Source organism: Nonomuraea pusilla, assembly GCF_900109355.1.
Lineage (GTDB): Bacteria > Actinomycetota > Actinomycetes > Streptosporangiales > Streptosporangiaceae > Nonomuraea > Nonomuraea pusilla.
On record NZ_FOBF01000007.1, the window covers coordinates 35,797 to 59,089 of the forward strand.

25 protein-coding genes are annotated in these 23,293 nt (G+C 73.8%); 12 read left to right on the plus strand and 13 right to left on the minus strand.

Features of this window, described 5'->3' with window-relative positions; all coding sequences use genetic code 11:
* Nucleotides 1-124: 124 nt before the first annotated feature.
* From BMX74_RS16520 to BMX74_RS16555, 8 genes are all read right to left on the minus strand, one after another.
* Nucleotides 125-1,231 carry a DNA glycosylase AlkZ-like family protein gene (locus BMX74_RS16520; protein ID WP_091101285.1) on the minus strand — a complete coding sequence of 369 codons (1,107 nt, stop codon included), beginning with the start codon at nt 1,229-1,231 and terminating at the stop codon, nt 125-127.
* A gap of 85 nt (nt 1,232-1,316) precedes the next feature.
* Complete coding sequence (locus BMX74_RS16525) at nt 1,317-1,529, minus strand: hypothetical protein (RefSeq protein WP_055502445.1); 213 nt, start codon at nt 1,527-1,529, stop codon at nt 1,317-1,319.
* 3 nt (nt 1,530-1,532) lie between these two features.
* Nucleotides 1,533-2,267, minus strand: a complete 735-nt coding sequence (locus BMX74_RS16530) for an alpha/beta fold hydrolase (protein ID WP_055502446.1) — start codon at nt 2,265-2,267, stop codon at nt 1,533-1,535.
* On the minus strand, nt 2,264-2,878 hold the full coding sequence (locus BMX74_RS16535) for a LysE family translocator (RefSeq protein ID WP_055503920.1): 615 nt from the start codon (nt 2,876-2,878) through the stop codon (nt 2,264-2,266). The genes BMX74_RS16530 and BMX74_RS16535 overlap by 4 nt, the downstream gene beginning before the upstream one ends.
* Nucleotides 2,879-3,052: 174 nt before the next feature.
* The gene (locus BMX74_RS16540; RefSeq protein ID WP_055502447.1) at nt 3,053-4,024 is read right to left on the minus strand and encodes a helix-turn-helix transcriptional regulator; all 972 of its coding nucleotides are present in this window, start codon (nt 4,022-4,024) and stop codon (nt 3,053-3,055) included.
* Between the two features lie 236 nt (nt 4,025-4,260).
* The gene (locus BMX74_RS16545) at nt 4,261-5,025 is read right to left on the minus strand and encodes a TSUP family transporter (protein WP_055502448.1); all 765 of its coding nucleotides are present in this window, start codon (nt 5,023-5,025) and stop codon (nt 4,261-4,263) included.
* Nucleotides 5,026-5,791: 766 nt separating this feature from the next.
* Complete coding sequence (locus BMX74_RS16550; RefSeq protein WP_055502449.1) at nt 5,792-6,409, minus strand: ATP-dependent Clp protease proteolytic subunit; 618 nt, start codon at nt 6,407-6,409, stop codon at nt 5,792-5,794.
* A gap of 1 nt (nt 6,410) precedes the next feature.
* A complete protein-coding gene (locus BMX74_RS16555) occupies nt 6,411-6,974 on the minus strand; it encodes a ClpP family protease (protein ID WP_055502450.1) in 564 nt (187 codons plus the stop codon).
* 141 nt (nt 6,975-7,115) lie between these two features.
* On the opposite strand from BMX74_RS16555, the gene BMX74_RS16560 reads away from it, so the two are divergent.
* Together BMX74_RS16560 and BMX74_RS16565 are read left to right on the plus strand one after the other, a co-directional pair.
* Nucleotides 7,116-8,609, plus strand: coding sequence for a sensor histidine kinase (locus BMX74_RS16560; protein ID WP_091101287.1), 1,494 nt, complete (start codon nt 7,116-7,118; stop codon nt 8,607-8,609).
* Entirely contained in the window at nt 8,606-9,256 is a 651-nt protein-coding gene (locus tag BMX74_RS16565) for a response regulator transcription factor (protein ID WP_055502452.1), read from the plus strand. The genes BMX74_RS16560 and BMX74_RS16565 overlap by 4 nt, the downstream gene beginning before the upstream one ends.
* A gap of 124 nt (nt 9,257-9,380) precedes the next feature.
* Here BMX74_RS16565 and BMX74_RS16570 read toward each other — a convergent pair whose 3' ends face one another.
* Entirely contained in the window at nt 9,381-10,247 is an 867-nt protein-coding gene (locus tag BMX74_RS16570) for a DUF2268 domain-containing putative Zn-dependent protease (protein WP_091101289.1), read from the minus strand.
* 118 nt (nt 10,248-10,365) lie between these two features.
* Nucleotides 10,366-11,142: a hypothetical protein gene (locus BMX74_RS16575; RefSeq protein ID WP_055502454.1), complete on the minus strand. Its 777-nt coding sequence runs from the start codon at nt 11,140-11,142 to the stop codon at nt 10,366-10,368.
* Between the two features lie 55 nt (nt 11,143-11,197).
* Between BMX74_RS16575 and BMX74_RS16580 the strand changes: the two genes are divergently transcribed.
* Genes BMX74_RS16580 through BMX74_RS16610 form a run of 7 tightly spaced genes read left to right on the plus strand, consistent with a single transcriptional unit; the run spans nt 11,198 to nt 17,500 of the window.
* Nucleotides 11,198-12,199, plus strand: coding sequence for an AAA family ATPase (locus BMX74_RS16580; protein ID WP_091101292.1), 1,002 nt, complete (start codon nt 11,198-11,200; stop codon nt 12,197-12,199).
* Nucleotides 12,181-13,131 carry a DUF58 domain-containing protein gene (locus BMX74_RS16585; protein WP_055502456.1) on the plus strand — a complete coding sequence of 317 codons (951 nt, stop codon included), beginning with the start codon at nt 12,181-12,183 and terminating at the stop codon, nt 13,129-13,131. The genes BMX74_RS16580 and BMX74_RS16585 overlap by 19 nt, the downstream gene beginning before the upstream one ends.
* Entirely contained in the window at nt 13,128-14,075 is a 948-nt protein-coding gene (locus BMX74_RS16590; protein ID WP_055502457.1) for a VWA domain-containing protein, read from the plus strand. The genes BMX74_RS16585 and BMX74_RS16590 overlap by 4 nt, the downstream gene beginning before the upstream one ends.
* A gap of 11 nt (nt 14,076-14,086) precedes the next feature.
* A complete protein-coding gene (locus BMX74_RS16595) occupies nt 14,087-14,677 on the plus strand; it encodes a class I SAM-dependent methyltransferase (protein ID WP_055502458.1) in 591 nt (196 codons plus the stop codon).
* Entirely contained in the window at nt 14,674-15,213 is a 540-nt protein-coding gene (locus BMX74_RS16600) for a TrmH family RNA methyltransferase (protein ID WP_091101294.1), read from the plus strand. Before BMX74_RS16595 ends, BMX74_RS16600 begins: the two co-directional genes overlap by 4 nt.
* A 39-nt stretch (nt 15,214-15,252) precedes the next feature.
* Nucleotides 15,253-16,050 (plus strand): glycerophosphodiester phosphodiesterase family protein, encoded by a 798-nt coding sequence (locus tag BMX74_RS16605; RefSeq protein ID WP_055503921.1) that lies wholly within the window; start codon nt 15,253-15,255, stop codon nt 16,048-16,050.
* A gap of 16 nt (nt 16,051-16,066) precedes the next feature.
* On the plus strand, nt 16,067-17,500 hold the full coding sequence (locus BMX74_RS16610) for an MFS transporter (RefSeq protein WP_055502460.1): 1,434 nt from the start codon (nt 16,067-16,069) through the stop codon (nt 17,498-17,500).
* Nucleotides 17,501-17,527: 27 nt separating this feature from the next.
* On the opposite strand, the gene BMX74_RS16615 is transcribed toward BMX74_RS16610, so the two are convergent.
* The gene (locus BMX74_RS16615) at nt 17,528-18,466 is read right to left on the minus strand and encodes an aminoglycoside phosphotransferase family protein (protein ID WP_091101296.1); all 939 of its coding nucleotides are present in this window, start codon (nt 18,464-18,466) and stop codon (nt 17,528-17,530) included.
* 160 nt (nt 18,467-18,626) lie between these two features.
* On the opposite strand from BMX74_RS16615, the gene BMX74_RS16620 reads away from it, so the two are divergent.
* The gene (locus tag BMX74_RS16620; RefSeq protein WP_055502462.1) at nt 18,627-19,256 is read left to right on the plus strand and encodes a hypothetical protein; all 630 of its coding nucleotides are present in this window, start codon (nt 18,627-18,629) and stop codon (nt 19,254-19,256) included.
* A 191-nt stretch (nt 19,257-19,447) separates the two neighbouring features.
* The gene (locus tag BMX74_RS16625) at nt 19,448-19,792 is read left to right on the plus strand and encodes an RNA polymerase-binding protein RbpA (protein ID WP_055502463.1); all 345 of its coding nucleotides are present in this window, start codon (nt 19,448-19,450) and stop codon (nt 19,790-19,792) included.
* Between the two features lie 84 nt (nt 19,793-19,876).
* On the opposite strand, the gene BMX74_RS16630 is transcribed toward BMX74_RS16625, so the two are convergent.
* Nucleotides 19,877-20,380 carry an FxsA family protein gene (locus tag BMX74_RS16630; protein WP_091101298.1) on the minus strand — a complete coding sequence of 168 codons (504 nt, stop codon included), beginning with the start codon at nt 20,378-20,380 and terminating at the stop codon, nt 19,877-19,879.
* Between the two features lie 90 nt (nt 20,381-20,470).
* Nucleotides 20,471-21,946, minus strand: a complete 1,476-nt coding sequence (locus BMX74_RS16635; protein WP_177227368.1) for a PucR family transcriptional regulator — start codon at nt 21,944-21,946, stop codon at nt 20,471-20,473.
* A 242-nt stretch (nt 21,947-22,188) separates the two neighbouring features.
* Between BMX74_RS16635 and BMX74_RS16640 the strand changes: the two genes are divergently transcribed.
* The gene (locus BMX74_RS16640; RefSeq protein WP_055502466.1) at nt 22,189-23,286 is read left to right on the plus strand and encodes an alcohol dehydrogenase catalytic domain-containing protein; all 1,098 of its coding nucleotides are present in this window, start codon (nt 22,189-22,191) and stop codon (nt 23,284-23,286) included.
* Nucleotides 23,287-23,293: the final 7 nt, after the last annotated feature.

Sequence of the window (23,293 nt, forward strand, 5' to 3'; positions counted from 1 at the left end):
ATCCAGGTTGTGGTGAGCACGGCCCTGATGCGGCCCCACTGCGCCGCGCTGCGGCCTCGCTGTGGCCTCGCTGTGGCCTCGCTGTGGGGTCCGATGCGGCTTCGTACCGGGATCGGCCGCCGCCTCAGGCCGCCCGGCAGATCTCCAGCCCGAGCCAGCCGGCCAGGTCGGCGATCTCCCGCTCGACCTCGGCCGCCAGATCGGCGGTGAACGGAACGTCCCGGTGGACGGCGTTCACGACGAGCACGCCGCCCTTGCGATCGGCCCTGGCGTCGACCTTGCCCACCAGCCGGTCGCCGTGCAGCACGGGAAGGGCGTAGTAACCCCACCGCCGCTTCGCAGCAGGTTTGTACATCTCCAGCTGGTAGTCGTACTCGAACAGCTCCTGCGTGCGGGTGCGGTCGTGGACGAGCCGGTCGAACGGCGACAGCAGGGCCGTGCGGCCGTGGAACGGCACGTCGAGGAGCGCGGGATCGACCCGCCACTCGCCCCGGACACCCTCGACGAGCGCGGGTTCCCCTGCCTCCCCGACGTCGGCGGGCTCCACCGGGAACTCGGGGCCGCGCGGCCGGGCGAGGCCGAGGGCGCGCAGCCGCCGGCGGTCGCGCTCGCGCCTGGCCTCGCCGGTGGGGACAGGGGGATGATCGGGGTAGACGCGCCCGGCGAGATCCCACAGCCGGTCACGGCCCGCGCGCCCGGCCACGGCCACCTCGCCGCGCTGCACCATGAACTCGAGCAGTTGCGTGACGTTCTTGCTGTCGGTCCAGCCGGTGGAGCTCCACGGCCTGTCGCACGTGTCGGGCAGCCGACGGGAGGGCAGCGGCCCCTCGTCGCGCAGACGGGCGAGGATCTCCCGCCGGCAACGGTCGTTGGCGAGGACCCAGTCGCGCCGGTGCCGCTGCCACTCCGTGAGCTCGCCCCGCCCGGGCCACTCGGCCATCTCGGCGCGGTACAGCGTGATGTCCTCCGCGGGGCGCACCATGGCGCGCAGCTCGATCAGCCGCCGCTCGTCGAGCGCCGCGCGCAGGTGGCCGGGCACGTACGACGACCCGAGCCGGCTCCACGCGACCAGGTCGGCGCTCGGCGCGACGGCGCTGACCGGGTCGAGCTGGAGCAGCGTCAGCCGCCGCGCGGCCGGCAGCAGGCCGCCGGGGCGCTCGCCGTGCAGGAGCTGGGCGAGGACGGCCACCCTGCGCGCGTCGGCGCGGCTGAGACGGTGGATCTGCGGCATGCCCGGAGCCTAGACGACGCCGCCGACAGATCCCGCTCCTCGCCTGTCCGGCGAGTTCGCGGGCGGGAACGGCGGGTGCCGGCCGTCAGCGCTTGCCGTACTTCTTGTGCACGGCCTGCTTGCTGACTCCGATCGCGTCGGCGATCTGCGACCAGGCCAGCCCCGCCACCCTGGCGCGCCGCACCTGGACGGCCTCCAGCCGCTCGATCTCGTGCCGCAGCGCGGTGGTGGCCTGGAGAGCCGTCAGGGGGTCGTCGTCCTGCGCCTGCCGCATGAGGGACGCCAGGTCGTTCGTCATGCCCTAAAGGTAGTCCAGCAGCAGCGCGCTGACCTCCTGCGGGCGTTCCATGGCGGGAAGGTGCCCCGCCCAGTCCAGGTGGAGGGCGCGCGCCCGCGGCATCGTCGCGGCCAGGTGGCGGGCGCAGCTCTGGAAGAACGACAGGTCGTGGGCGCCGGACACGACGAGCGCGGGCACGTCCAGCGCCGGGGGGTCGTAGGCGGGCTTCAGCCGCTCGGGCTCCGGATCGGCGGCCAGCTGAACCCGGTACGCGTTCAGCTGCATGGCCGCCAGCCGCCGCCGGGCCTCCGGCGCCGCCTCGGGCCCGAGCAGCAGGCGGGCGTTCAGCTCGGCCGCGCCGTCGAGGTCGCCCAGCTCGATCAGGCGTCCCTCCTCCTTCCAGTACGCGGCGACGTCCTCGGTGGGCGTCAGGTCGCAGGCCGGGTTCAGCAGCACCAGCGAACGGGCCACCCCCAGGGCGCCCACTTCGAGCGCCACCTCGGCGCCGCCGGACGAACCGACCACGGCCGCGTCCCGCAGCCCCAGTTCCTCCAGCACCCCGGCCACGTCACGCGCGTCGCTGTACGGCTCGCCGGCCTGCCAGGGGGTGCGGCCGAAGCCGCGCAGGTCCACCCTGATCACGTGGAAGCGCTCGGCCAGCGTCTCCCACTGGCCGTCCCACATTCCGGAGTCGGCGGCCGTCGAGTGCAGCAGCACCACCGGGTCGCCTGATCCCGCGTGCTCGTACCAGATCGTCATCGGGACTCCACCGCCAGCCGCACGCCGAGTCCGACGAGCACCACGCCGGAGATCCGCTCCAGGGTCCGCCTGACGGCCGGCCGGCTCAGCCAGGCACCGGCCTTCGCCACCGCCCAGACGAGCACCCCGTACCAGAGGAGGTCCACGAGCACCCAGACGGCGGCCAGCGTCACGAGGGTCACGGGCACGTTCTGCCCCGGCGGCACGAACTGCGGCAGGAAGGACATCGCGAACACCCCCGCCTTCGGGTTGGCCGCGCAGGTGCCCAGCCCCGCGAGGTACGACCGGCGCCGGCCGGGCGCCGCCTGCGCCTCCACCTCGGGCGCGGCCCCCTTGCCCGCCCGCAGGATCGACTGGACGCCCATCACCAGCAGCACGCACGCGCCGGCCACCCGCATGACGTCGTACGCGAGCTGGGAGGCGGCGAGCAGCGCGGACAGCCCGAACGCGGCGGACAGGCCCCACAGCAGGATGCCGGTCTCGTTGCCCAGGGTGGCGGCCAGGCCCGAGCCCCGGCCGGCGCGCAGGGTCTGCCGAAGGATCACGGCGGTGCTCACCCCGGGGGCCATGGCCACCAGGAGACACGCGCCGACGAACGCAAGTAAGTACATGTCGGGCATACTCCCAGAAAGCCCCACATCCCCGCCCCTAGTTATCACCCCCAGGGGAACCGACGGAGGAACCGACGTGGGAACCGACGGAGGAACCGCCAGGGGAACCGACGGAGGCAGGGGACGACCCGGCCCCACCCCGGCCGCCTCCCGCCCCGCGACCTCAGCCGGCTCTCAGCCGTACAGTTTGCCCAGCTCGGCGACGGCCTCCGCCATGAGGGCGCGCAGCTCGGGCGGCTCCAGCACCTCCACGCCGGCCCCCAGCCGCAGCAGCAGCCAGCGGGCGTGGGTCAGCGACTCGACCGGCAGCGTCAGGGTGCGCCAGCCCTCCGCGTCCGGCTCGCCCGCCGCCGTCAGCGCGCCGGCCACCACGTCCGCCCCCATCGTGTACGCCAGCAGGTCGTCCATGCCGGGGGCGAGCCTGACCACGGCCTCCGCCGTGTACATCCGCTCGCGGAACTCCTTGGCGTACTGCCGCCAGAACGCCTCCAGGTCGAACCCCTCCGGCCGCTGGAAGGCGCCGGGCAGCGCCTCCAGCGTGAGGATGCGCGCCACCCGGTACGTGCGCGGGTCGCCGTCGGGCGGCGCCGCCACCAGGTACCAGGAGCCGCCCTTCAGCACCAGCCCGTACGGATGGATCACCCGCTCGACCTCGCGCGGGCCCCACCGCCGGTACGTCATGCGCAGCGGCCGCTGCTCCCACACGGCGTCGGCCACCGCGCTCAGGTGCGGCACGTCGTCGGACGCGCGGTACCAGCCGGGCACGTCCAGCAGGAACCGTTCGCGCACGCGCGAGGCGTGCGAGCGCGGCTCGGGCGGCAGCGCGGCGAGCACCTTCAGCTCGGCGTTCGCGGCCAGGTCGGCCAGGCCCAGCTCGGCGGCGGGCCCCGGCAGCGCCGCGAGGAACAGCGACGACGCCTCCTCCGCGGTGAGCCCGGTCAGCCGCGTGCGGTAGCCGTCGAGCAGCTGGTAGCCGCCGGTGGGGCCGCGGTCGGCGTACACCGGGACCCCGGCCGCCGAGAGCGCCTCGACGTCGCGGTACACCGTGCGGACCGACACCTCCAGCTCCTCGGCGAGCTCCGTCGCCGTCATGCGACCGCGCGCCTGCAGGAGCAGCAGAAGGGAGAGCAGGCGACTGGCGCGCATGCCCCGCATCCTACGCCCCCGCCCTCCCCCGGCCCGGACACGGGAAAGCAACGCCGGGCCGGAGGCACAGCCCCGGGCGGGGGCGCATCCGCCGGACCGGAGGCGCACCGCTTGGCGGGGCCGCGTCCACCGCGCCGCGTCCGCCGGGCAGGGAGCCTCGCGCCGGGAGCGCCGGGCCGCGCGTCCGCCGGGCCGCGGGCCACGTCCAGCCGGACGCCCGCCCGCGTCAACCGGCGTCAACCGGCGAACTGCTGCCAGGCCAGGCGGCCCACCATCGCCACGACCACGCACAGCAGCACGACCCGGACGAAGGCCGCGCCCCGCCGCAGCGCCATCCGTGCCCCCACCTGGGCGCCGAGGACGTTGCAGACCGCCATGCCGAGCCCCAGCCCCCACAGCACATGCCCCTGCCATGCGAACACGGCCAGCGCGCCGATGTTCGTGCCCACGTTGATGATCTTCGCGGAGGCCGAGGCCGACACGAAGTCGAGCCCGAGGATCGTGGTGAAGGCGATGATGAGGAACGTCCCGGTGCCGGGCCCCATGATGCCGTCGTAGAACGCGATGCCCACCCCGCCGATCGCGACCGCCGCCACCAGCCTGCGACGGGTGCGCAGGTGCGGCTGCGGCAGCGCGCCCAGCGACGGGCGCAGCGTCACCATCAGCGCGACCGCGAGCAGCACCGCCATCACGAGCGGACGCAGCACCTCGGCCGAGATGGCGGCCGCCGCCGACGCGCCGAGCCCGGCGCTCAGCACCGCGAGCGCCGCGCCGGGCAGCGCCACCTCACGGTCGACCTTGGAACTGCGCGCGTACGCCACCGCGGCCGAGGCCGTGCCGAACACGGAGGACAGCTTGTTGGTGGCCATCGCCTCCACGGGGACGATGCCGGTCACCATGATCGCCGGGAGCTGGACGAGCCCGCCCCCGCCGACGACCGCGTCGATCCACCCGGCCGCCGCGGCGGCCGCCAGCAACACGACGATCTGCTCCAGCGGCACGCCATCCCCCGAGATCCAAGCACAAACCCCAGAAGCGTATAACCCCCACAAAATCCCCAGCCACCGGGCAGCACGTCGGCCAAGCCTTTACAAGGCTGTCGGGCCTGTTCAGTTCGGACGCCCCGCAGGCCCCCGCCGAGGGGCACGACGCCGTCGAGGACGGAACCGGCCCCGACTCCGTCGCTCCCCAGCAGGGTCGAGGACGGACGGCCCCGACTCCGTCGCTCCCCAGCAGGACTGACGGCGGAGCACGCGGCCCCGGAGGCCAGGCGGGTGGCCTCAGAGGTCAGGCGGGCGGGTGACCTCGGAAGTCAGGCGGGCGGCCAACGCGGTCAGGCGGGCGGGCGGCCTCCGCGGTCAGGCGGGCGGCCCCAGCGGTCAGGCGGGTGGGTGACCTCGGAAGTCAGGCGGGCGGCCAACGCGGTCAGGCGGGCGGGCGGCCTCCGCGGTCAGGCGGGCTGGCGGCCTGCGCGGTCAGGCGGGTGAGCGGCGTTCGAGGGGGTTGGCGGCGATCCGTCCCGCGACGTCGTTCCTGACGACACGGCGGGGGCGCTGTCCGGCTTGCTCTGCCAGACCGGCGGCGCGGTCTCGAACGGTGATGGCTCGCAGGGCAGGTCCTCGCTGGTGGTGGTACGTCGAACACGACGGACGTACCCAGCCGTGCGGGCCTTCGACCCGTGCGGAACGCCCGCCCACGGGCCCCGGCCCTCCGGCCCCACGCCCCACCTCGGGCAGGGCGTGGGGCCCGCGCCGCGGTTCCGGCCGGTCAGCGGAGGCTGGCCGGGGTGCGCTTGCGGGTGGCGTAGATGTCGTCGACCAGCCCGTACGTGCGCGCCTGCTCCGCCGTGAAGAAGCGGTCGCGTTCGATGTCGCGCCTGATGTCGAGGACGCCGCGCCCGGTGTGCCGGGCGAGGATCTCCTCCTGCTGGTCGCGCATGCGCAGGATCTCCCTCGCGTGGATCTCCAGGTCGCTCGACTGCCCCCGGCCGCCCTCGGTGGCCGGCTCGTGCAGCAGGATGCGGGCGTGCGGCAGGGCGGCCCGCTTGCCCGGAGTGCCGGCCGCCAGCAGCACGGCGGCCGCCGACGACGCCTCGCCGATGCAGACCGTGTGGATCTCGGGACGGATGAACTGCATCGTGTCGTAGATGGCGGTCATGGCGGTGAAGGAGCCGCCCGGGGAGTTGATGTAGAGGCTGATGTCACGGTCGGGGTCGAGCGACTCCAGCGTCAGCAGCTGCGCCATGACGTCGTTGGCCGTGGTGTCGTCGATGGGCGTGCCGAGGAACACGACGCGGTCCTCGAACAGCTTGGTGTACGGGTTGGTCTCCTTGACGCCCCAGGAGGTGCGCTCGGCGAACGAGGGCAGCACGTACCGGCCGCTCATGTCAGTTCATCCCTTCGGCGATGTGGTCGACGATGCCGTACTCCTTGGCCTCCTGCGCGGTGAACCAGCGGTCGCGGTCGGAGTCGGCCTGGACGCGCTCCAGCGGCTGGCCGGTGTGGTGGGCGATGATCTCGGCGAGCCTGCGCTTGGTGTAGATGAGGTTGTCGGCCTGGATCTGGATGTCGCTCGCCGTGCCGCCGATGCCGCCGAGCGGCTGGTGCATGACGACGCGGGCGTTGGGCAGGGCGTAGCGCTTGCCCGGCGCGCCGGCGGCGAGGATGACCTGGCCCATGGAGGCGGCGAAGCCCATGGCCACGGTCGCGACGTCGCAGGGGACGAACTGCATCATGTCGTAGAGCGCCAGCCCGGCCTGCACGGAGCCGCCCGGTGAATTGATGTAGAGAGTAATGTCGCGTTTCGGGTCCTCGGCGGCCAGCAAAAGGAGCTCTCCGCAGAGCCGATTGCAAATCTCGTCGTCGACCTCCTGCCCGAGCACGATGATGCGCTCCTTCAGCAGGCGGTGACCCACCTGCTCCGGCCAGGCCGCACGGACTGTTTCCGTCATGACGTCGCCTTTCTTCCGCGCTTTTACCAGGAAAACGCTAGACCCGCGGGCCGGCAATTTCTGAATGTTTTCGCTGGCGGCGCATTTCTCTAAGGGCGCATTATTCCCAGAGCGAATTTCCATGGACATAGAATCCCGGGTGTGAGAAGAGACCTCTTCCGCCGCTGGGCGTGCCTCATCCTGGGCGGAGCGCTCCTGATGCCGTACATGATGGCGGGGGTGCTGGTGGCGGCCGGCTCGCGTCCCCAGCAGATCGAACTGCTGCTGCCGGTGCAGTTCGGGGTGTTCGCGGCCGTGCTGCCGGTGGTGGCGCTGACGGGGCTGTTCCTGCCGGTGCGCGGGCTGGAGGTGAACGCGGCGCAGGGGCTGCTCGGCGCGCGCGTGGAGACGCCGCCGCGCCAGGAGCGGCGCTCCTGGCAGGAGCGGCGCCGCACCGCCGCCTGGTACACGTTGCACCTGGCCGTGGGCGGACTGGCCAGCGGCTTCACGCTCGCGACGGTGCCGTTCGCGCTGTTCACGATCGTCGTGCCGTTCACCGGCGCGCCGACGCAGCTGCTGGGTTCGGACGTGGCGCCGGGCTGGGGCGGCGTGCCGTGGGCGCTGGGCGGCCTGCTGTCCCTGGTGGTGCTGGTCGCGGCGGTGGCGGGGGCGGGCGAGCTGCTGGCCAGGCTGGCCCCGGTGCTGCTGGGCCCGACCCCGGGCGAGCGGCTGGCCGCCGCGGAGCACCGCGCCAGGGCCCTGGCGGAGCGCAACCGGCTGGCCCGGGAACTGCACGACTCCGTGGGCCACGCGCTCAGCGTCGTCACGCTGCAGGCCGCGGCGGCCGGGCGGGTGCTCGACCGCGACCCGGAGACCGCGAGGACGGCGCTGGCGGCGATCGAGCAGTCGGCGCGCGCCGCGCTGGAGGACCTCGACCACGTCCTCGGCGTGCTGCGCGAGGACGACCGGCCCGGGGAAGGCGGCGGGCGGCAGGAGAGCACCCGGCCCCAGGAAGGCGAAGGCCCCCCAGGAGGCGACGGGCCGGGTGAAAGCGACGGGCCGCGAGAGGGCGCCTGGCCCCAGGAGGGCGAGCGGCCGCGGGGGCCGCGGGAGCCGCAGGCCACGCTGGCCGACCTGGACCGGCTGATCGCCGCGTCGGGGGCCGAGGTGCGGGCCGAGGTGGGCGACCTGTCGGGGGTGCCGGCGCTGGTGTCCAGGGAGGCGTACCGGATCGTGCAGGAGGCGCTGACGAACGCGATCAAGCACGGGCGCGGGCCGGTGCGGCTGGCCGCCGCCGTACGCGGTGGCCACCTGACCCTGGAGGTGGCGAACCCCACGGCGACCACCACGGCCGACGTCACGGCGAGCATCACGGCGAACGCCACTGGGAGCGCCACTGGGAGCGCCACGGGGAGTGCCGCAGCCGGCGTCACGGCGGGCGCCGCGGCGGGCGCCGTCCGAGCCGGCGACGGCGCCGCCCACCGCGCCGCTGCCCACCGCGCCGCCGGGCGTGCCGGGCGGTTCCCCTCCGGTGGCGGCAGGGGCGTGGCGGGCATGCGCGAGCGGGTCGGGCTGCTGCGGGGCGAGCTGGAGGCGGGCCCGTACGAGGGCGGATGGAAGGTCGCGGTACGCCTGCCGCTACGGTCGAACCCATGACGCTCAAGGTCGTGATCGCTGACGACGAGGACCTCATCAGGGCCGGGCTGCGGATCATCATCGACGCCGAGCCCGACCTGACCGTGGTCGGGGAGGCCGCGGACGGCGCGGCCGTGCTGCCGGTCGTGCGCAGGGAACGGCCCGACGTGGTGCTGATGGACGTCCGGATGCCCGCGCTCGACGGCATCCAGGCCACCGGCAGGCTGGTCGGGCTGGACCGGCCGCCGAAGGTGCTGGTGGTGACCACGTTCGAGAACGACGACCACGTCTACGACGCGCTCCGGGCGGGGGCCAGCGGTTTCCTGCTGAAGCGGACCAGGCCGGACGAGCTGGTCCAGGCGATCAGGCTGGTCGCCACGGGCGAGTCGCTCCTGTTCCCCGCCGCGATCAGGACGCTGGCGGGGCGGAGGACGTCCGTCCCCGACCCCCGCGGCGTGCCGGGGATCGACCGGCTGACCGCGCGTGAGGGCGACGTGCTGCGGCTGATGGCCAAGGGCCTGTCCAACCACGAGATCGCCGCCGAGCTGGTGGTCAGCCACGAGACGGTGAAGACGCACGTGGGCAACGTGCTGGCCAAGCTGCGGGCCCGCGACCGCACCCAGGCGGTGATCGCGGCGTACGAGTCCGGCTTCGTCTCGCCCCGCTAGCCGCCCGCCCTCCACATCACGCCTCGCCCCGCCAACCGCCCGCTCTCCTCACCGCGCCTCGTCTCGTCCCCCAGGGACGGTCGGTCCCGCCGAGCGCGCCGGTCTCAGCCGGTGAGCCGGGGCGTCAGCCGGTGAGGGTGCCGGCGCGGGTGAGGAGGTCGGCGGCGGGCAGGAGGGTGGCCTCGGCGGCGGTCAGGCCGGTGGCGGCGAGCGCGTCGTCCACCAGCCGCAGCCCCACCGCGTATCCCGCCAGGTCGGGGATGCCGCGCGGCTCCCCGCCGAACCTGCGGATGGCGGTGTCGCCCAGCACGTACGCCGGCGTGTTCCGCATCCCCGCAAGGGAGAAGTCCGCCGTGATCCGCTCGTACGCGCGGTCGAACTCCGCCCCGGTCACCCGCCGGGACCACGGCCCCATGGCGTCGGCCCCCGACAGCTCGCGCACGAACGCCTCCGCCAGCCCTTCGGCGACGACGTGCTCGCCCACGGTCACGGTCTCGGGGTTCCACTCGACGTTCGTGTAGCGGACGTTGTGGTGGAACTCGTGGACGGCGCAGTGCGCGATCCTGCCGATGTTGTCGTCGGTGGGCCAGGCCAGCAGGTAGAGCCAGCCGGGCGAGCCGGCCATGCCGTAGTAGCCGCCGCAGACGTCCATCAGGTACGCGTCGTCGGGGTCGCCGAGGACGAACATGACCTGGAGCAGGTCGGCCTGCCGGGCGGCGGAGAGCCGCTCGGAGGCGCGGGCCAGCTCGGTCCGCACCTGGCCGAGGACGTCGGCCTGGGCGAGCCGTTCGACGGCGGGCAGGTAGCGGGGGTCGTCGGCGTCGACGCGGAAGCCGTTGCCGCTCTGGTGGATCTCGACGATGTCGCCGGGGAAGGGGATCGCGGCGCGGATGGGCTCATACAGCTCGCGCAGCGCGTCGGGCCGCCGCTCCAGGGGCAGCCGCAGCAGGTCGGCGGTGGTGGTCAGGGTGTCGTGGACGATGAACTCCATACCGCCGGACGCTAGAACCTCACGTAACGTCAGACTCAAGCGCTTTTCCGCGCGCCACAGCACAGCGCCACAGCACAGCGCCGCTGCGGGTGCCACGGCACGGTGCCACCGGGCCGCGTCACAGTGCCGACTGGTCCCCGGAGTCGTCGCCAGGCGAGCGGCCCGGTGTGCTCTGCCCGCTCCGGTTCGGCGACGGCGACGTCCCCGAGGGCGACGGCTTGGGCTCGGGCGAGGCGGGGGTGGGCGGCGGCGACGGCACGAAGTTGGTGGGCGGCAGCTGCCTCGGCATGGGGTCGCCGTCGCGGTCGGCCAGCACGAGCACCAGCAGCATCGTGGTGAGGATCAGGAGCAGCAGGCCCAGCGCGAGCGCCGCGAGCAGCACCCGCCTGCGGGTCTCGGTGAGCGGCCTGCGCCGGGCGGGCCCGCCGGGCAGCGCGGGCGCGCGGTCGGTCAGCCAGTACGGCACGAAGTCGGGCCCGTGCGCCTGCCCGATGAGGGTGCCGCCGACCATCACGGGGTCGAGGAACCGTTCGGCGCCCGGCCGGCCGGGCGCGTAGGGCACCGCCACCCAGGGGGCGGCGCCGTCGTCCATGGCCAGCACCTCGGGCGCGCCGTCGAGCACGGCGGCGCGCTGCTGCCTGGAGGCGCGTACGAACCAGCCGCGGACGCCGGACCGCTCGCCTGAGGCCTCCTTGGCCGCGGTGACGAACCGCTCGCGGGCCGCCGGGTCGAGCGCGGCGCCCCGCGTCAGCAGGGCCAGCGAGACGGCCCGGCCGTCCTGTGCCTGGCCGAGGTAGACGAAACCGGCCGGGGCGGCGTGCAGGCGCGCCTGCACGACGTACGGCCCCAGCCGGGGCGGATCCCCATACTCCAGCGGTGTGGCCACGTTTGCCATGAAAGCACAGACGTGGCGTCGTGCACGTTTGCGGCGTGTTTGGTGGAATGGCGTCATGAGCGTCGCCGAAGAGCTGCCAGGCGGAACCGACGCGGCACTGCTGCGTCAGAGTCTCGACGAGGTCCGGCGGGTGATCGTCGGGCAGGAGCACATGGTCGAGAGGCTGATCGTGGCCCTGCTGGCCCGGGGGCACTGCCTGCTGGAGGGTGTCCCAGGCGTCGCGAAGACCCTCGCCGCCTCCACGCTGGCCACCGTGGTGGGCGGGACGTTCGCCCGCATCCAGTTCACGCCGGACCTGGTGCCGAGTGACATCGTCGGCACCCGCGTGTTCCACCCGTCGAGCGAGAAGTTCGACGTGGAGCTGGGGCCGGTGTTCGTCAACTTCCTGCTGGCCGACGAGATCAACCGGGCTCCGGCGAAGGTGCAGTCGGCGCTGCTGGAGGTGATGGCGGAGCGGCAGGTGACGCTGGCGGGGGTCACGCACCCGCTGCCGAGGCCGTTCATCGTGCTGGCCACGCAGAACCCGATCGAGTCCGAGGGCGTGTACCCGCTGCCCGAGGTGCAGCGGGACAGGTTCCTGTTCCGGGTGCGGGTGCCGCACCCGACGGCGCACGAGGAGCTGGAGATCCTGCACCGGATGAGCGTCACGCCGCCGGCGCCGGACCGGGTGCTCGACCCGCAGCGGCTGCTGGCGCTGCAGCAGGCGGCCGAGCAGGTGTCGGTGCACCAGCTCGTCGCCGACTACGTCGTGAGGCTGGTCATGGCCACCCGTTCGCCCGCCGAGTACGGGCTGGCCGACCTGACGGAGACGATCGAGATCGGCGTGAGCCCGCGCGCCACGCTGGGCCTGGTGGCGGCGGGGCGGGCGCTGGCGCTGCTGCGCGGGCGCGACTACCTGCTGCCCGACGACATCCGCGACGTGGCCGTGGACGTGATGGCGCACCGGCTGATGCTCACCTTCGACGCGCTGGCCGACGGCGTCGATCCGGAGGAGGTCGTCAGACAGATCCTCCACTCCGTGCCGCCGCCGCTCGTCGTGTGGAACCAGAACCGGTGAACGGCACCGCCGAGCAGGCGCTGCGGCGGCTGGAGCTGACGATCACCCGGCGGCTGGACGGGCTGCTGCACGGCGCGCACCAGGGCCTGCTGCCGGGCACGGGCAGCGAGTCGGGCGACAGCCGCGTGTACGTCCCCGGCGAGGACGACGTGCGGCGGATGGACTGGGCGGTGACGGCGCGTACGACGGTGCCGCACGTCCGCGACCTGATCGCCGACCGCGAGCTGGAGACGTGGGCGCTCGCCGACCTGTCGCCCAGCATGGACTTCGGCACGGCGGAGACCGACAAGCGGGACCTGGTGGTGGCGGCGGTGGGCGCGATCGGGTTCCTGTCGAGCAGGATGGGCGACAGGTTCGGCGCGCTGGTGATCCACGACGAGTACGTGCACCGCATGCCGGCGCGTACCGGCAGACCCGCCCTGTACGGGCTGCTGCACTCGCTGATGGAGGCGCCGCGCGGCCGGCCGGTGCCGGACGCGCCGGACCTGGCGGAGGGCATCGACGTGCTGTCGGCGGCGCGCAGGCGGCGCGGCCTGCGGGTGGTCGTGTCGGACTTCCTGGACGCCAGGCCCGAGCTGGACCCTGAGGCGGAGCGGCCGTGGGAGCGGCCGATCAGGCGGCTGGCGGCCCGCCACCAGGTGCTGGCGGTGGAGGTGATCGATCCGCGCGAGCTCGAACTCCCGGACGTGGGCCGTGTCGCGTTCACGGACCCGGAGACCGGGAAAGTACGCGAAGTGCACCTGTCACCCGAAGTCCGCCGGCGGTACGCCGAGGCGGCGGCGCTCCAGCGGGAGGGGACCCGGGTGGCGCTGCGCCGCGCCGGGGTGGCCCACCTCGTGCTGCGCACCGACCGCGACTGGGTGTTCGACGTCGCCCAGTTCGTGCTGCGCCAGCGCCGTATGAGCCACGTCGCCCGCAGGAGCGGCCTGTGACCTTCCTCGCTCCCGGCTGGCTGTGGCTGTTCGTCCTGCTGCTGCTCCTGGTGGCCGGGTACGTCGCGGCGCAGTTCGCCCGGCGCCGCTACACGGTGCGTTTCACCAACCTCGCCCTGCTCGACCTCGTCGCCCCCGCGGGTCCCGGCTGGCGCAGGCACGTCGCGCCCGCGCTGTTCCTGGCGATGATGGCGCTGCTGGTGGTCGGCGCCGCCAAGCCCGCCGACCAGGTGCGGGTGCCGCGTGACCGCGCCACCATCATGATCGCCCTGGACGTGTCGCTGTCGATGGACGCCGACGACGTCCAGCCGACCAGGATCAGCGCCGCCAAGGCCGCCGCGCAGGCGTTCGTCAGGGAGCTGCCCGAGCGGTTCAACGTGGGCGTGGTCTCCTTCGCCAGGTCGGCGAACGTCGTCATCTCCCCCACCACCGACCACCAGGCCGTGGTCACGGCCATCGGCAGTCTCACCACCCGCCCGGGGACGGCGATCGGCGAGGCGGTGTTCAACGCGCTCGACTCGGTGCGCTCGTTCGACCAGCAGGCCGCCACCGACCCGCCGCCCGCCGCGGTGGTGCTGCTGTCCGACGGCGACAACACCTCGGGCCGGTCGGTCAACGAGGCCGTCGAGGCGGCCCAGCAGGCCCGCGTGCCGGTCTCCACCATCGCGTACGGCACGCAGGAGGGCACGGTCTCGATCGACGGCCGGCCGGTGAACGTGCCGGTCAACAAGCAGACCCTGCAGTCGCTGTCGGACGGCACCAGCGGCAAGGCGTACACCGCGGAGTCGGGCAGCGAGCTGCGCGACGTCTACGACCAGATCGGCACGTCGCTCGGCTACAAGCTGGTCAACGAGGAGGTCACGCAGTGGTTCATCGTGGCCGCCATCGTCGCGGGGCTGCTGGTGGCGGGCGCCGCGGTGCTGTTCGGCTCGCGGATCCCGTAACGTTTCACCACGTGGCCCACTACTTCTCCGAGCAGCCGGAGACCGCGAGCAGACCCGGCTCGGTCACCCTGGTGCTGCCCGACCTGCACCTGCGGCTGGCGACCGACCGGGGCGTGTTCTCGCCCGAGAAGGTCGACGTCGGCACGCGCGTGCTGCTGGAGACCGTCCCGCCGCCCCCGCAGGAGGGCGACCTGCTCGACCTGGGCTGCGGCTACGGCCCGATCGCGCTGACCATGGCCGCCCGCGCGCCCCGCGCCACGGTCTGGGCCGTCGACGTCAACCGCCGCGGCCTGGAGCTGACCGGGCGCAACGCCGAGGCCAACGGCCTCGCCCGGGTCAGGCCGGTGCACGCGGACGAGATGCCGGCCGACGTGCGCTTCCGCGCCATCTGGTCCAACCCGGCCATCCGCATCGGCAAGCAGGCCCTGCACGAGATGCTCACCAGGTGGCTGTCGCGGCTCACCCCCGACGGCGTGGCCTACCTGGTCGTCCAGAAACACCTCGGCTCCGACTCCCTGCAGCGCTGGCTCGGCGAGCAGGGCTGGCAGGTCTCCCGCGAGGCCTCCCGGGCCGCCTACCGGATATTGAAGGTGACCCCTTGAGAAGGCAGCTGCGCCCCACCGACGTCAAGCGGCTCAACCGCACCTGGCGCAGGAACACCGCGAACCGCCTCGCGCTGATCGTCGAGTCGGTGACCGGCCCGTTCAACGTCGGTTCGATCTTCCGCAGCGCCGCCGCGTTCGGCGTCGACCAGGTCTGGCTGGCCGGCAACGCCACGCCGCCGACGAACCCGAAGGCGGGCAAGACCGCGCTCGGCACCGAGCGCCTGGTGACGTGGCACGAGCCGGTGCCGGCGACCGAGGCGGTCAAGGCCGCCAGGGACGACGGCTACGCGGTGCTGGCCATCGAGCTGACCGCCGAGGCCGTGCCGCTGCACCGGGCCGACCTCGACCGTGACGTGTGCCTGGTGGTGGGCAGCGAGGACCACGGCTGCTCCCCCGCCCTGCTCGACGCCGTCGACGGCGCCTGCTACATCCCGCAGGTGGGCCGGGTCGGCTCGTTCAACGTGGCGGTGGCCGCCGCGATCGCCCTGTCCGAGGCCCGCCGCCAGGAATGGCAGAAACTCCCCGATTCTTAACCGCGTCGTTCATTCACGAGAGGCATACTTCAGGACGTGCTGAGCCGCCGCTTCGCCTTTCTCGACCATCCGGGCCCGCTCGCCTTCGCCCACCGCGGGGGCGCCGCCGAGGGCGCGGAGAACACCCTCGCGGCCTTCGAGCGGGCCGTCGCGCTGGGGTACGCGTACCTGGAGACCGACGCGCACGCCACGGCCGACGGGGTGCTGCTCGCCTTCCACGACCACACCCTCGACCGGGTCACCGACCGGCGGGGCCGCATCTCCGAGCTGCCGTACCGGGTGGTGCGCGGCGCGCGCATCGGCGGCGTGCACGAGATCCCGCTGCTGGAGGACCTCCTCGGCACCTGGCCGGAGATCCGGTTCAACGTCGACGTGAAGGAGGCGGCGGCCATCGCGCCGCTGGCGGAGGCGGTCAGGCGCACCGACGCCTACGACCGGATCTGCCTGACCTCGTTCTCGGACGAGCGGCTGGCGCTGGCGAGGGCGGCGCTGGGGCGCGAGGTGTGCTCGTCGCTCGGGCCGCGCGGCGTGGCCGCGCTGCGCGCCGCCGCGGCCACCTCGGGCTACGGCAGGCTGCTGGCCCGGCTCTCGCGCGCCGGCGTGCCGTGCGCCCAGGTGCCGGTGGGCTTCCGCGGGCTGCGGGTCGCCACCGGGCCGCTGGTGCGCACGGCCCACGCGATCGGCATGCAGGTGCACGTGTGGACGGTCAACGACCCGGCCCGCATGGAGGAGCTGCTCGACCTGGGGGTCGACGGCATCATGACCGACAACATCAGCGGGCTGCGCGGCGTGCTGGAGCGCCGCGGCCTGTGGCATCCCGGCCGCCAGGCCGCCTAGGAGAGCGACTCGACACATGCCCGTACCCGCACCCCCCGCGGTCCAGGACGACTCCCCTGCGGCGCGCCGCCGCGAACAGCGCGGCTGGTACCTCTACGACTGGGCCAACTCCGCCTTCTACACCACGATCATCTCGGTGTTCCTCGGCCCGTACCTCATCCCGGTCGCGAAGGCGGCGGCGTGCGCCAAGGACTTCCCCTCGGTGCCGGCTGCCGCCTGCTCGGCCGGCTTCGACAGGCTCGCCGGGGAGAACCCGGGGCTCGGCTACGTGGACGTGCTCGGCGCCGACATCAGGCCCGCCGCGTTCTTCGGGCTCACGCTCACGGTCGCGGTGTTCCTGCAGATCGTGTTCCTGCCGGTGGTGGGCGCCCTCGCCGACCACACCGGCCGCAAGCGGGAGCTGCTCGGGGGGTTCGCGTACGTGGGCGCGCTGGCCACCATGGGCCTGTTCTTCGTCGAGGGCGACAGGTACCTGCTCGGCGGCGTCCTGTTCGTCGTGGCCAACCTCGCCTACGGCTCCTCGGTCGTCGTGTACGACTCGTTCCTTCCGCAGATCTCCTCCCCGGAGGAGCGCGACGCGGTCTCGTCGCGCGGCTGGGCGATCGGCTACCTCGGCGGCGGCCTGCTGCTGGCGCTCAACCTGGTGCTCTACCTGCGGCACGAGAGCCTGGGGCTGGACGAGGGCATGGCGGTGCGCATCTGCATGATGTCGGCGGGGCTGTGGTGGGCGACGTTCACGGTCGTGCCGCTGCTGCGGCTGCGCAACCGGCCGGTGCCCGCGCACGAGACGACGGCGCTCGCCTCGGTCGGGGGCAGCTTCCGCCAGCTCGGCAGGACCCTCGCCGAGCTGCGGCGCTACCCGCTGACGCTGCTGTTCCTGGTGGCGTACCTGGTCTACAACGACGGCGTCCAGACGGTGATCGGCAACAGCGCGGCCTTCGCCTCCGAGGCGCTCAAGCTGGACAAGACCGTGCAGATCACGGCGATCCTGATGGTGCAGTTCGTGGCGTTCTTCGGGGCGCTGCTGCTCGGCCGCCTGGCCCGCTCGTACGGCACGAAGCGGACGGTGCTCGGCAGCCTCGTGGTGTGGACGGTGATCGTGGTGGTGGCGATGTTCGTGCAGGAGGGCGCGCAGCTGCAGTTCTACCTGATGGCGTTCGCCATCGCGATCGTGCTGGGCGGCACGCAGGCGCTGTCGCGCTCGCTGTTCTCGCAGGTCATCCCGAAGGGACGCGAGGCGGAGTACTTCAGCCTGCTGCAGATCAGCGACAAGGGCTCGGCGTTCATCGGCTCGCTCACGGTGACGATCGCGCTGCAGCTCACCAACAGCTACCGCATCGCCATCGTCTCCATGATCGTCTTCTTCGTCGCGGGTTTCGTGCTGCTGGCGCTGACGAACCTGCCCAGGGCGATCAGGGCGGCGGGCAACGAGGTGCCTGAGCGCATCTGACCCGGGCGCACCTGACCCGGGCGCGGCTCAGCCGAGCGGCGGCCGGTCCCGCCACTGCCGTACGAGCGGCTCCAGCAGCCCGGCGAGCTCCGGCATGAGCGGCGCGTACGCGAGCGCGGCCACGGCCTGGAACAGCCGCGCCCGTTCCATGGTGTCGAGCAGCCGGGAGTCCACGGGCGTCCCTCCCGCGCGCAGGTACGCCTCGACGCCGCGCGGCCCGCACCCGGCCAGGTCCCATTCCACGGGGCCGCGGGTGACGTCCTCGAAGTCGGCGAACAGGTGGCCGCCCGCGGTGCGCAGCACGTTGTAGGCGGGCGCGTCGCCGTGCAGGGGCTGCGGGCGCGTGCCGGGGAAGCGGACGGGCAGCTCGGGCAGCAGGGCCTCCAGCGCGGCGTACTCGCGCTCGGCCCGGTCGAGGTCGTCCGGGGTGAGGTCGCCTGGCCGCCTGGCGAGTTCGTCGAGCGCCGCCCTGGCGCCGGGCACGAGCGGCGACAGCGTGGGCAGCGGGCCCGGGTAGCGGGCCAGCAGCGCGTGCAGGGGCGCGGTCCAGCCGGTCTGCTCGGCGAAGCGGGTCTCCCACTCCTCGGCGGGCACGTCGCGCACGGGGTCGCGCTCCTCGACGTACTCCCAGAAGGTCAGGGACCGGCCTTCGCTCTCGACGGGTTCCGGCGGCACGAGCGGGCTGGGCCGTACGACGGGGGCGCCCTGCCCGGCCAGCCACCGGACGACGTCGAGCTCGCGCCGCTGCCGCTCCGCCTGCTCGGCGGCCGTGGCGAACGTCAGCGACGGCACCCGGACCACGACGGGTTCCGGGTCGAGGTGGACGAGCACGTTGAAGACGTCGTGCAGGACGCGGGGCTCGCCGGGCCGCAGCCCGAGGCGCCGCGCCGCGCTCGTGGCCGCCCGCACGGCCCGCTCGCCCCGTTCCGCCGGGCCCGGCCGCTCCCCCGCCGTCGCGCTCGCCATGCCCGCGATCGTTTCCGTGCCCGGGGGCGGTGTCAACGCGGCGCGCCCGCCCACTTTCCGTCACAACCGATCCAGACAGAGAGCACCGCTCTTGACAGCGCCGCACCAAAGCGAGAGCATTGCTCTTGCTAAAGAGCGACGTACTCACATGGGAGCACTGATGAGCAACCGGCTCACGTCCGCGGCCTTCGCCGTCACCGGCGTCCTGTTCTTCGCCTACCCGGCGATCCGCCCCTCGGGCGACGACGCCGCCGCCATGGCCGGCGCGCCCTGGGTCGTGGGCCACCTGGCCGCGATGCTCGGGTTCGTGCTGCTCGGCCTGGGCGTGCTCGGCCTGCACCAGCGGCTCGGCGACCGGCTGAGCCTGCGCGCGGCCGCGGTGACCTGGGCGGGCGCGGGGCTCACCCTGCCCTACTACGGCGCCGAGGACTTCGGCCTGCACGTGATCGCCGTGCGGGCCCTGCGTGACGGCACGCCCGCCCTGATGGAGCTCGCCGGGCAGTTCAGGTTCCACCCCGTGGCCGTCGCCATGTTCGCCGCAGGGCTGGTGCTGCTGGGCGTGGGCGCGATCATGGCGGCGGTGGCGGTGTGGCGGTCGGGCACCCTGGCCCGCTGGAGCGGCCTGCCGCTGGCGCTGGGGTTCGCGCTGTTCATCCCGCAGTTCTTCACGGCCTACCCGCTGCGCGTCGCCCACGGCGCGCTGCTGATGGCGGGCGGGCTGTGGCTGGCCGCCGCCCTGTGGCCCCGCGCGGCCCGCGGCGCCGCCCCCGCGCCGGTCGCGGCCCGCTGAGGCGGGCGCTTCCCGCCGGCTCACGGGCTCTCACCTGCGACGACGCCGCTGAAGGCGGCGGTGGGCAGAACCCGCGCGCGCCGACGCGATTGGATCACGCCGCAGGTGGGAATCCCATCACGGTACCAAGCGTTAGACACCGTGGGAGACAGACCCCCCACGCATGGGGGCCCTGTAGGAGGCATTGAGACATGGGCGAGCGCGCGCTTCGTGGCACCCGGCTCGGGGCAACCAGCTACGAGAACGACCGTAACACGGATCTGGCCCCGCGCCAGGAGGTGTCCTACACCTGTCCGAAGGGCCATCGGTTCGAGGTCCCGCTTGCCGCCGAAGCCGAGATCCCCGCGACGTGGGAGTGCCGCATGTGCGGCGCGAACGCGGTCCGGGTGGACGGCGAGCAGCCGGAGTCCAAGAAGACCAAGGCCCCGCGGACGCACTGGGACATGCTCCTGGAGCGGCGATCGATCGAAGACCTGGAAGAGGTGCTCAACGAGAGGCTCGCGGTGCTTCGCGCACAGCGGCGCAAGAGCGCCTGACACCCTCTCACGGTGAGAACCCCCGGCCCTGGCGGGCCGGGGGTTCTGCTGTGACGGGGGCCGGCGGGGCTGCTCGGACGAGGGTCAGGGCTCGCGGTCCTCGCGGATGACCTCGCCGTGCACGACCCTGCCACCACGGCTTCCGCCCTGCGCGGCGCCGTACGGGGCGCCCGCGTCCGCGACCGGCGGGAACAGGTTCGCGTACGGGGAGGCCGCCGCCATCCGCCTGACCCGGCGGTCGAAGAACCACGCCCCCAGCCGCCGCATCAGCGGCCTGGTGAACGGCAGGATGCACAGGAAGCCGAACACGTCGGTGAAGAAGCCGGGGGTCAGCAGCAGCGCGCCGCCGATCAGCACCAGCCCGCCGTCGGCCAGCTCGCGGTCGGGCATCCGGCCCGATCCCAGCGCCTCCTGCAGCGCCCGCCAGGCCCTGCGGCCCTCACGCCGCACCAGCCAGGCGCCGAGCAGGCTGTCGGCGATGAGCAGCGCGACCGTCGTGGGGCCCCCGATCACGGAGCCCACCTGGATCAGCAGCCAGATCTCCAGGACCGGGACGACCAGGAAGGCCAGGAAAAGCAGCAGCCGCATCGTTTCCTCGTTTCGCACACACGCGTACGCAACTGACAACGTCCGGCGGGCGCCCGGCGTTCCGCCCGGACGACGCGTTCGCGTCCCGTGTCAGGGCGCGTCGCCCAGTTGCAGCGCCTGGAGCGCGAGCCAGGCGATCACGCGGTCCTCGGTGACGGACATGGACAGGCCGGTCAGCTCCTCCACCCGCGTCATCCGCTGGCGCAGCGTGTGCCGGTGGATGCCGAGCTGCGAGGACGCCGCCTCCCAGCTGCTGTTCTCGCTCAGGAAGACCCGCAGGGAGCGCAGCAGGACGCGGGTGGAGTCGTTCTCCAGCAGCGGCAGGAGCGGCGTGGTGAGCGCCCCGCGCGCGGCCGGGTCGAGATGCTGCAGGATGAGCCGCTGGGTCGGGAGCCCGGCGAACTCGACCACGGGCCGGGCGTCCGCCACGGCCACGGCGAGCGCCTGCTCGGCCTGCCGCCGGCTGAGCAGGCAGGACGGCAGCGGCTGCGCGGTGCCGATCCCGCACCGGGCCGGCACGCCTTCGCGCTCCACCGCCTCGGCCACCCGGGCGGTCCAGCGGCCCAGCTCGTCCTCGGGGAGCAGGACGGTGACCAGTGACGACTCCGAGCTGACCAGCGGGGGCAGGTCCAGGTCGGCGCACCACTCCAGCGCGTTGTCCTCCAGCGGCACCGCCCGCGACCGCGAACGCAGCAGCGCGACGGCGACGTTCCCCGCGAGCAGGTTCCACCGGGCCGACACCCGGGAGACGAGGGCGGGGTCGCCCGACATCAGCGCGTCCACCGCGTCGGCCCTGGCCAGGCCCCAGGTGTCGCCGCCGCTCAGCGGGTTGAGCGCGAGGTCGAGCAGGAGCGCCGCGTGCTGCGCCAGCTCCCGGGTGAGCGTGATCCGGTCGGGGCGGGGCGCGACCACGAGGTGGGCGCGGGGCCTGACCGGGTCGCCCACGCCGTAGACGGTCAGGCCGGGATGCCTGATGCGGGAGCGCTGGCCCAGCGCGGCGGCGCGGGCGTCGTCGATGTGCACCCTGGCGGCGCCCACGGCCGCGTGGACGTTGCCGTGCCGGTCCATCAGCACGGCCCAGCTGTCGATGCGCGCGGCGAGCGTGGCGACGATCCCCTGCGTCCCGGCGCTGCGCGCCACCATCGTCATGCTGGAGACGCCTTCGGCGATCAGCCGCGCCTCCGCGGCTCCCGTGTGCAGCAGGTCGGCGTTGACGTGGAAGGTGATGTCCTGGAACGACACGCCGCGCGGGATCTCCAGCACGGCCAGGCCGTGCGCGCCCGCTCCGGCGACCAGCGCCGGGGGGACGGCCGGGTGGCGCACCCCGATGCCGAAGCCGAGCGCGGCGATGCCCGCCCGGGCGAGCCGCTCGGCGTACGCCGCCAGCTCGTCGGGGTCGTCCAGCTCCAGGCCGAGTGTGAGAAGCATCTCACCGCCGCGCAGCCAGGGGGTCGGGTCGGCCAGCTCGGAGATGTGCGTCCAGCGGATGGGACGGTCCAGGCCGGTCGTCCCGGTGGGCACGCGCAGCCGGAACCGCTGCGCGACGTCGCCCGCCGTCTCCAGCATCCGGCATCTCCTCTCTCGGCCCGCGTGCCCGTGGCGTCCGGAGCCGCTCTCGCCGGCGATCTGACGCAGGGTCACCGTGTCACGGCCCCGCTCGCGGCGCGAAGTATCGGATCGGCACTCCGATCGCAGGTGAATGGACATTCGGTCAGGTTCCGCGGTGACCTGCGCCTCCATAACCTGAACCCTGTTCCAGTAACACCGGGTGACGGCGACGCTGTTCCCGGGCCGAGGAAGGGAGCAGTATGCGCGCCGCGGTCTTCGAATCCGCCGACCGGCCCGTCCGGGTCGAGCAGGTGGACCTCGCCCCTCCGGGTCCCGGCGAGGTCCGCGTCCGGATCGCCGCCGCCGGGGTGTGCGGGTCGGACCTCCACGTACGCCGCGGCGAATGGGACGTCCCGCTCCCCCTGGTGATGGGCCACGAGGGCTCCGGCGTGGTCACCGAGCTCGGCCCCGGGGTGACGAGCCTCGCCGAGGGCGACCACGTCGTCCTGTCCTGGGTCGCGCCGTGCGGCCGGTGCCGGTACTGCCGGGCCGGGCACGAGGCCCGCTGCCAGCTCGCCGCGACCGTGGTCGCGCCCGGCGGCGTCCTGCAGGACGGCAGCAGCAGGCTCAGCAGGAACGGTGAGACCGTCTACCACTACCTCGGCGTCTCGTCCTTCGCCGAGGAGGCCGTGGTGCCCGCGTCCGGGGCCGTCAAGATCCGCGAGGACGCCCCGCTGGACACCGTGGCCCTGGTCGGCTGCGCGGTCGCCACCGGCGTCGGCGCGGTGACCAACACGGCCGCCGTCCTGCCCGGCAGCACGGTCGCGGTCATCGGCTGCGGCGGGGTCGGGCTGTCCGTCGTCCAGGGCGCCAAGCTGGCCGGGGCCGAGCGGATCGTCGCGATCGACACCCGCGCCGAGAAGACGGCGCTCGCGATGACGCTCGGCGCCACCGACCAGCTCTCCGGCGCCGACGCCACCGCCCCCGAGGCGCTGCGCGACCTGCTGCCCGACGGCGTCGACTACGCCTTCGACGCGGTCGGCCACCAGGCCACGCTGGAGGCGGCCATCCAGATGCTCGGCCTGGGCGGCGCGGCGGTGGCCGTGGGCCTGCCGCCGAAGGGCACCCTCGCCCGGTTCGACCCGCTCGTCCTGGCCGAGGCCGACCAGCGGATCCTCGGGTCCAACTACGGCAGCGTCCGCCCGGCCATCGACATCCCGGCGCTGGTCGACCGCTACATGGACGGCCACCTGCAGCTCGACCAGCTCGTCAGCAGGCGCACCACCCTCGACGAGGCCGGGCACGCCCTGGACGACCTGGCCAGCGGCGAGGCGCTGCGCACCCTGCTCGTCCCCTGACCCGGGC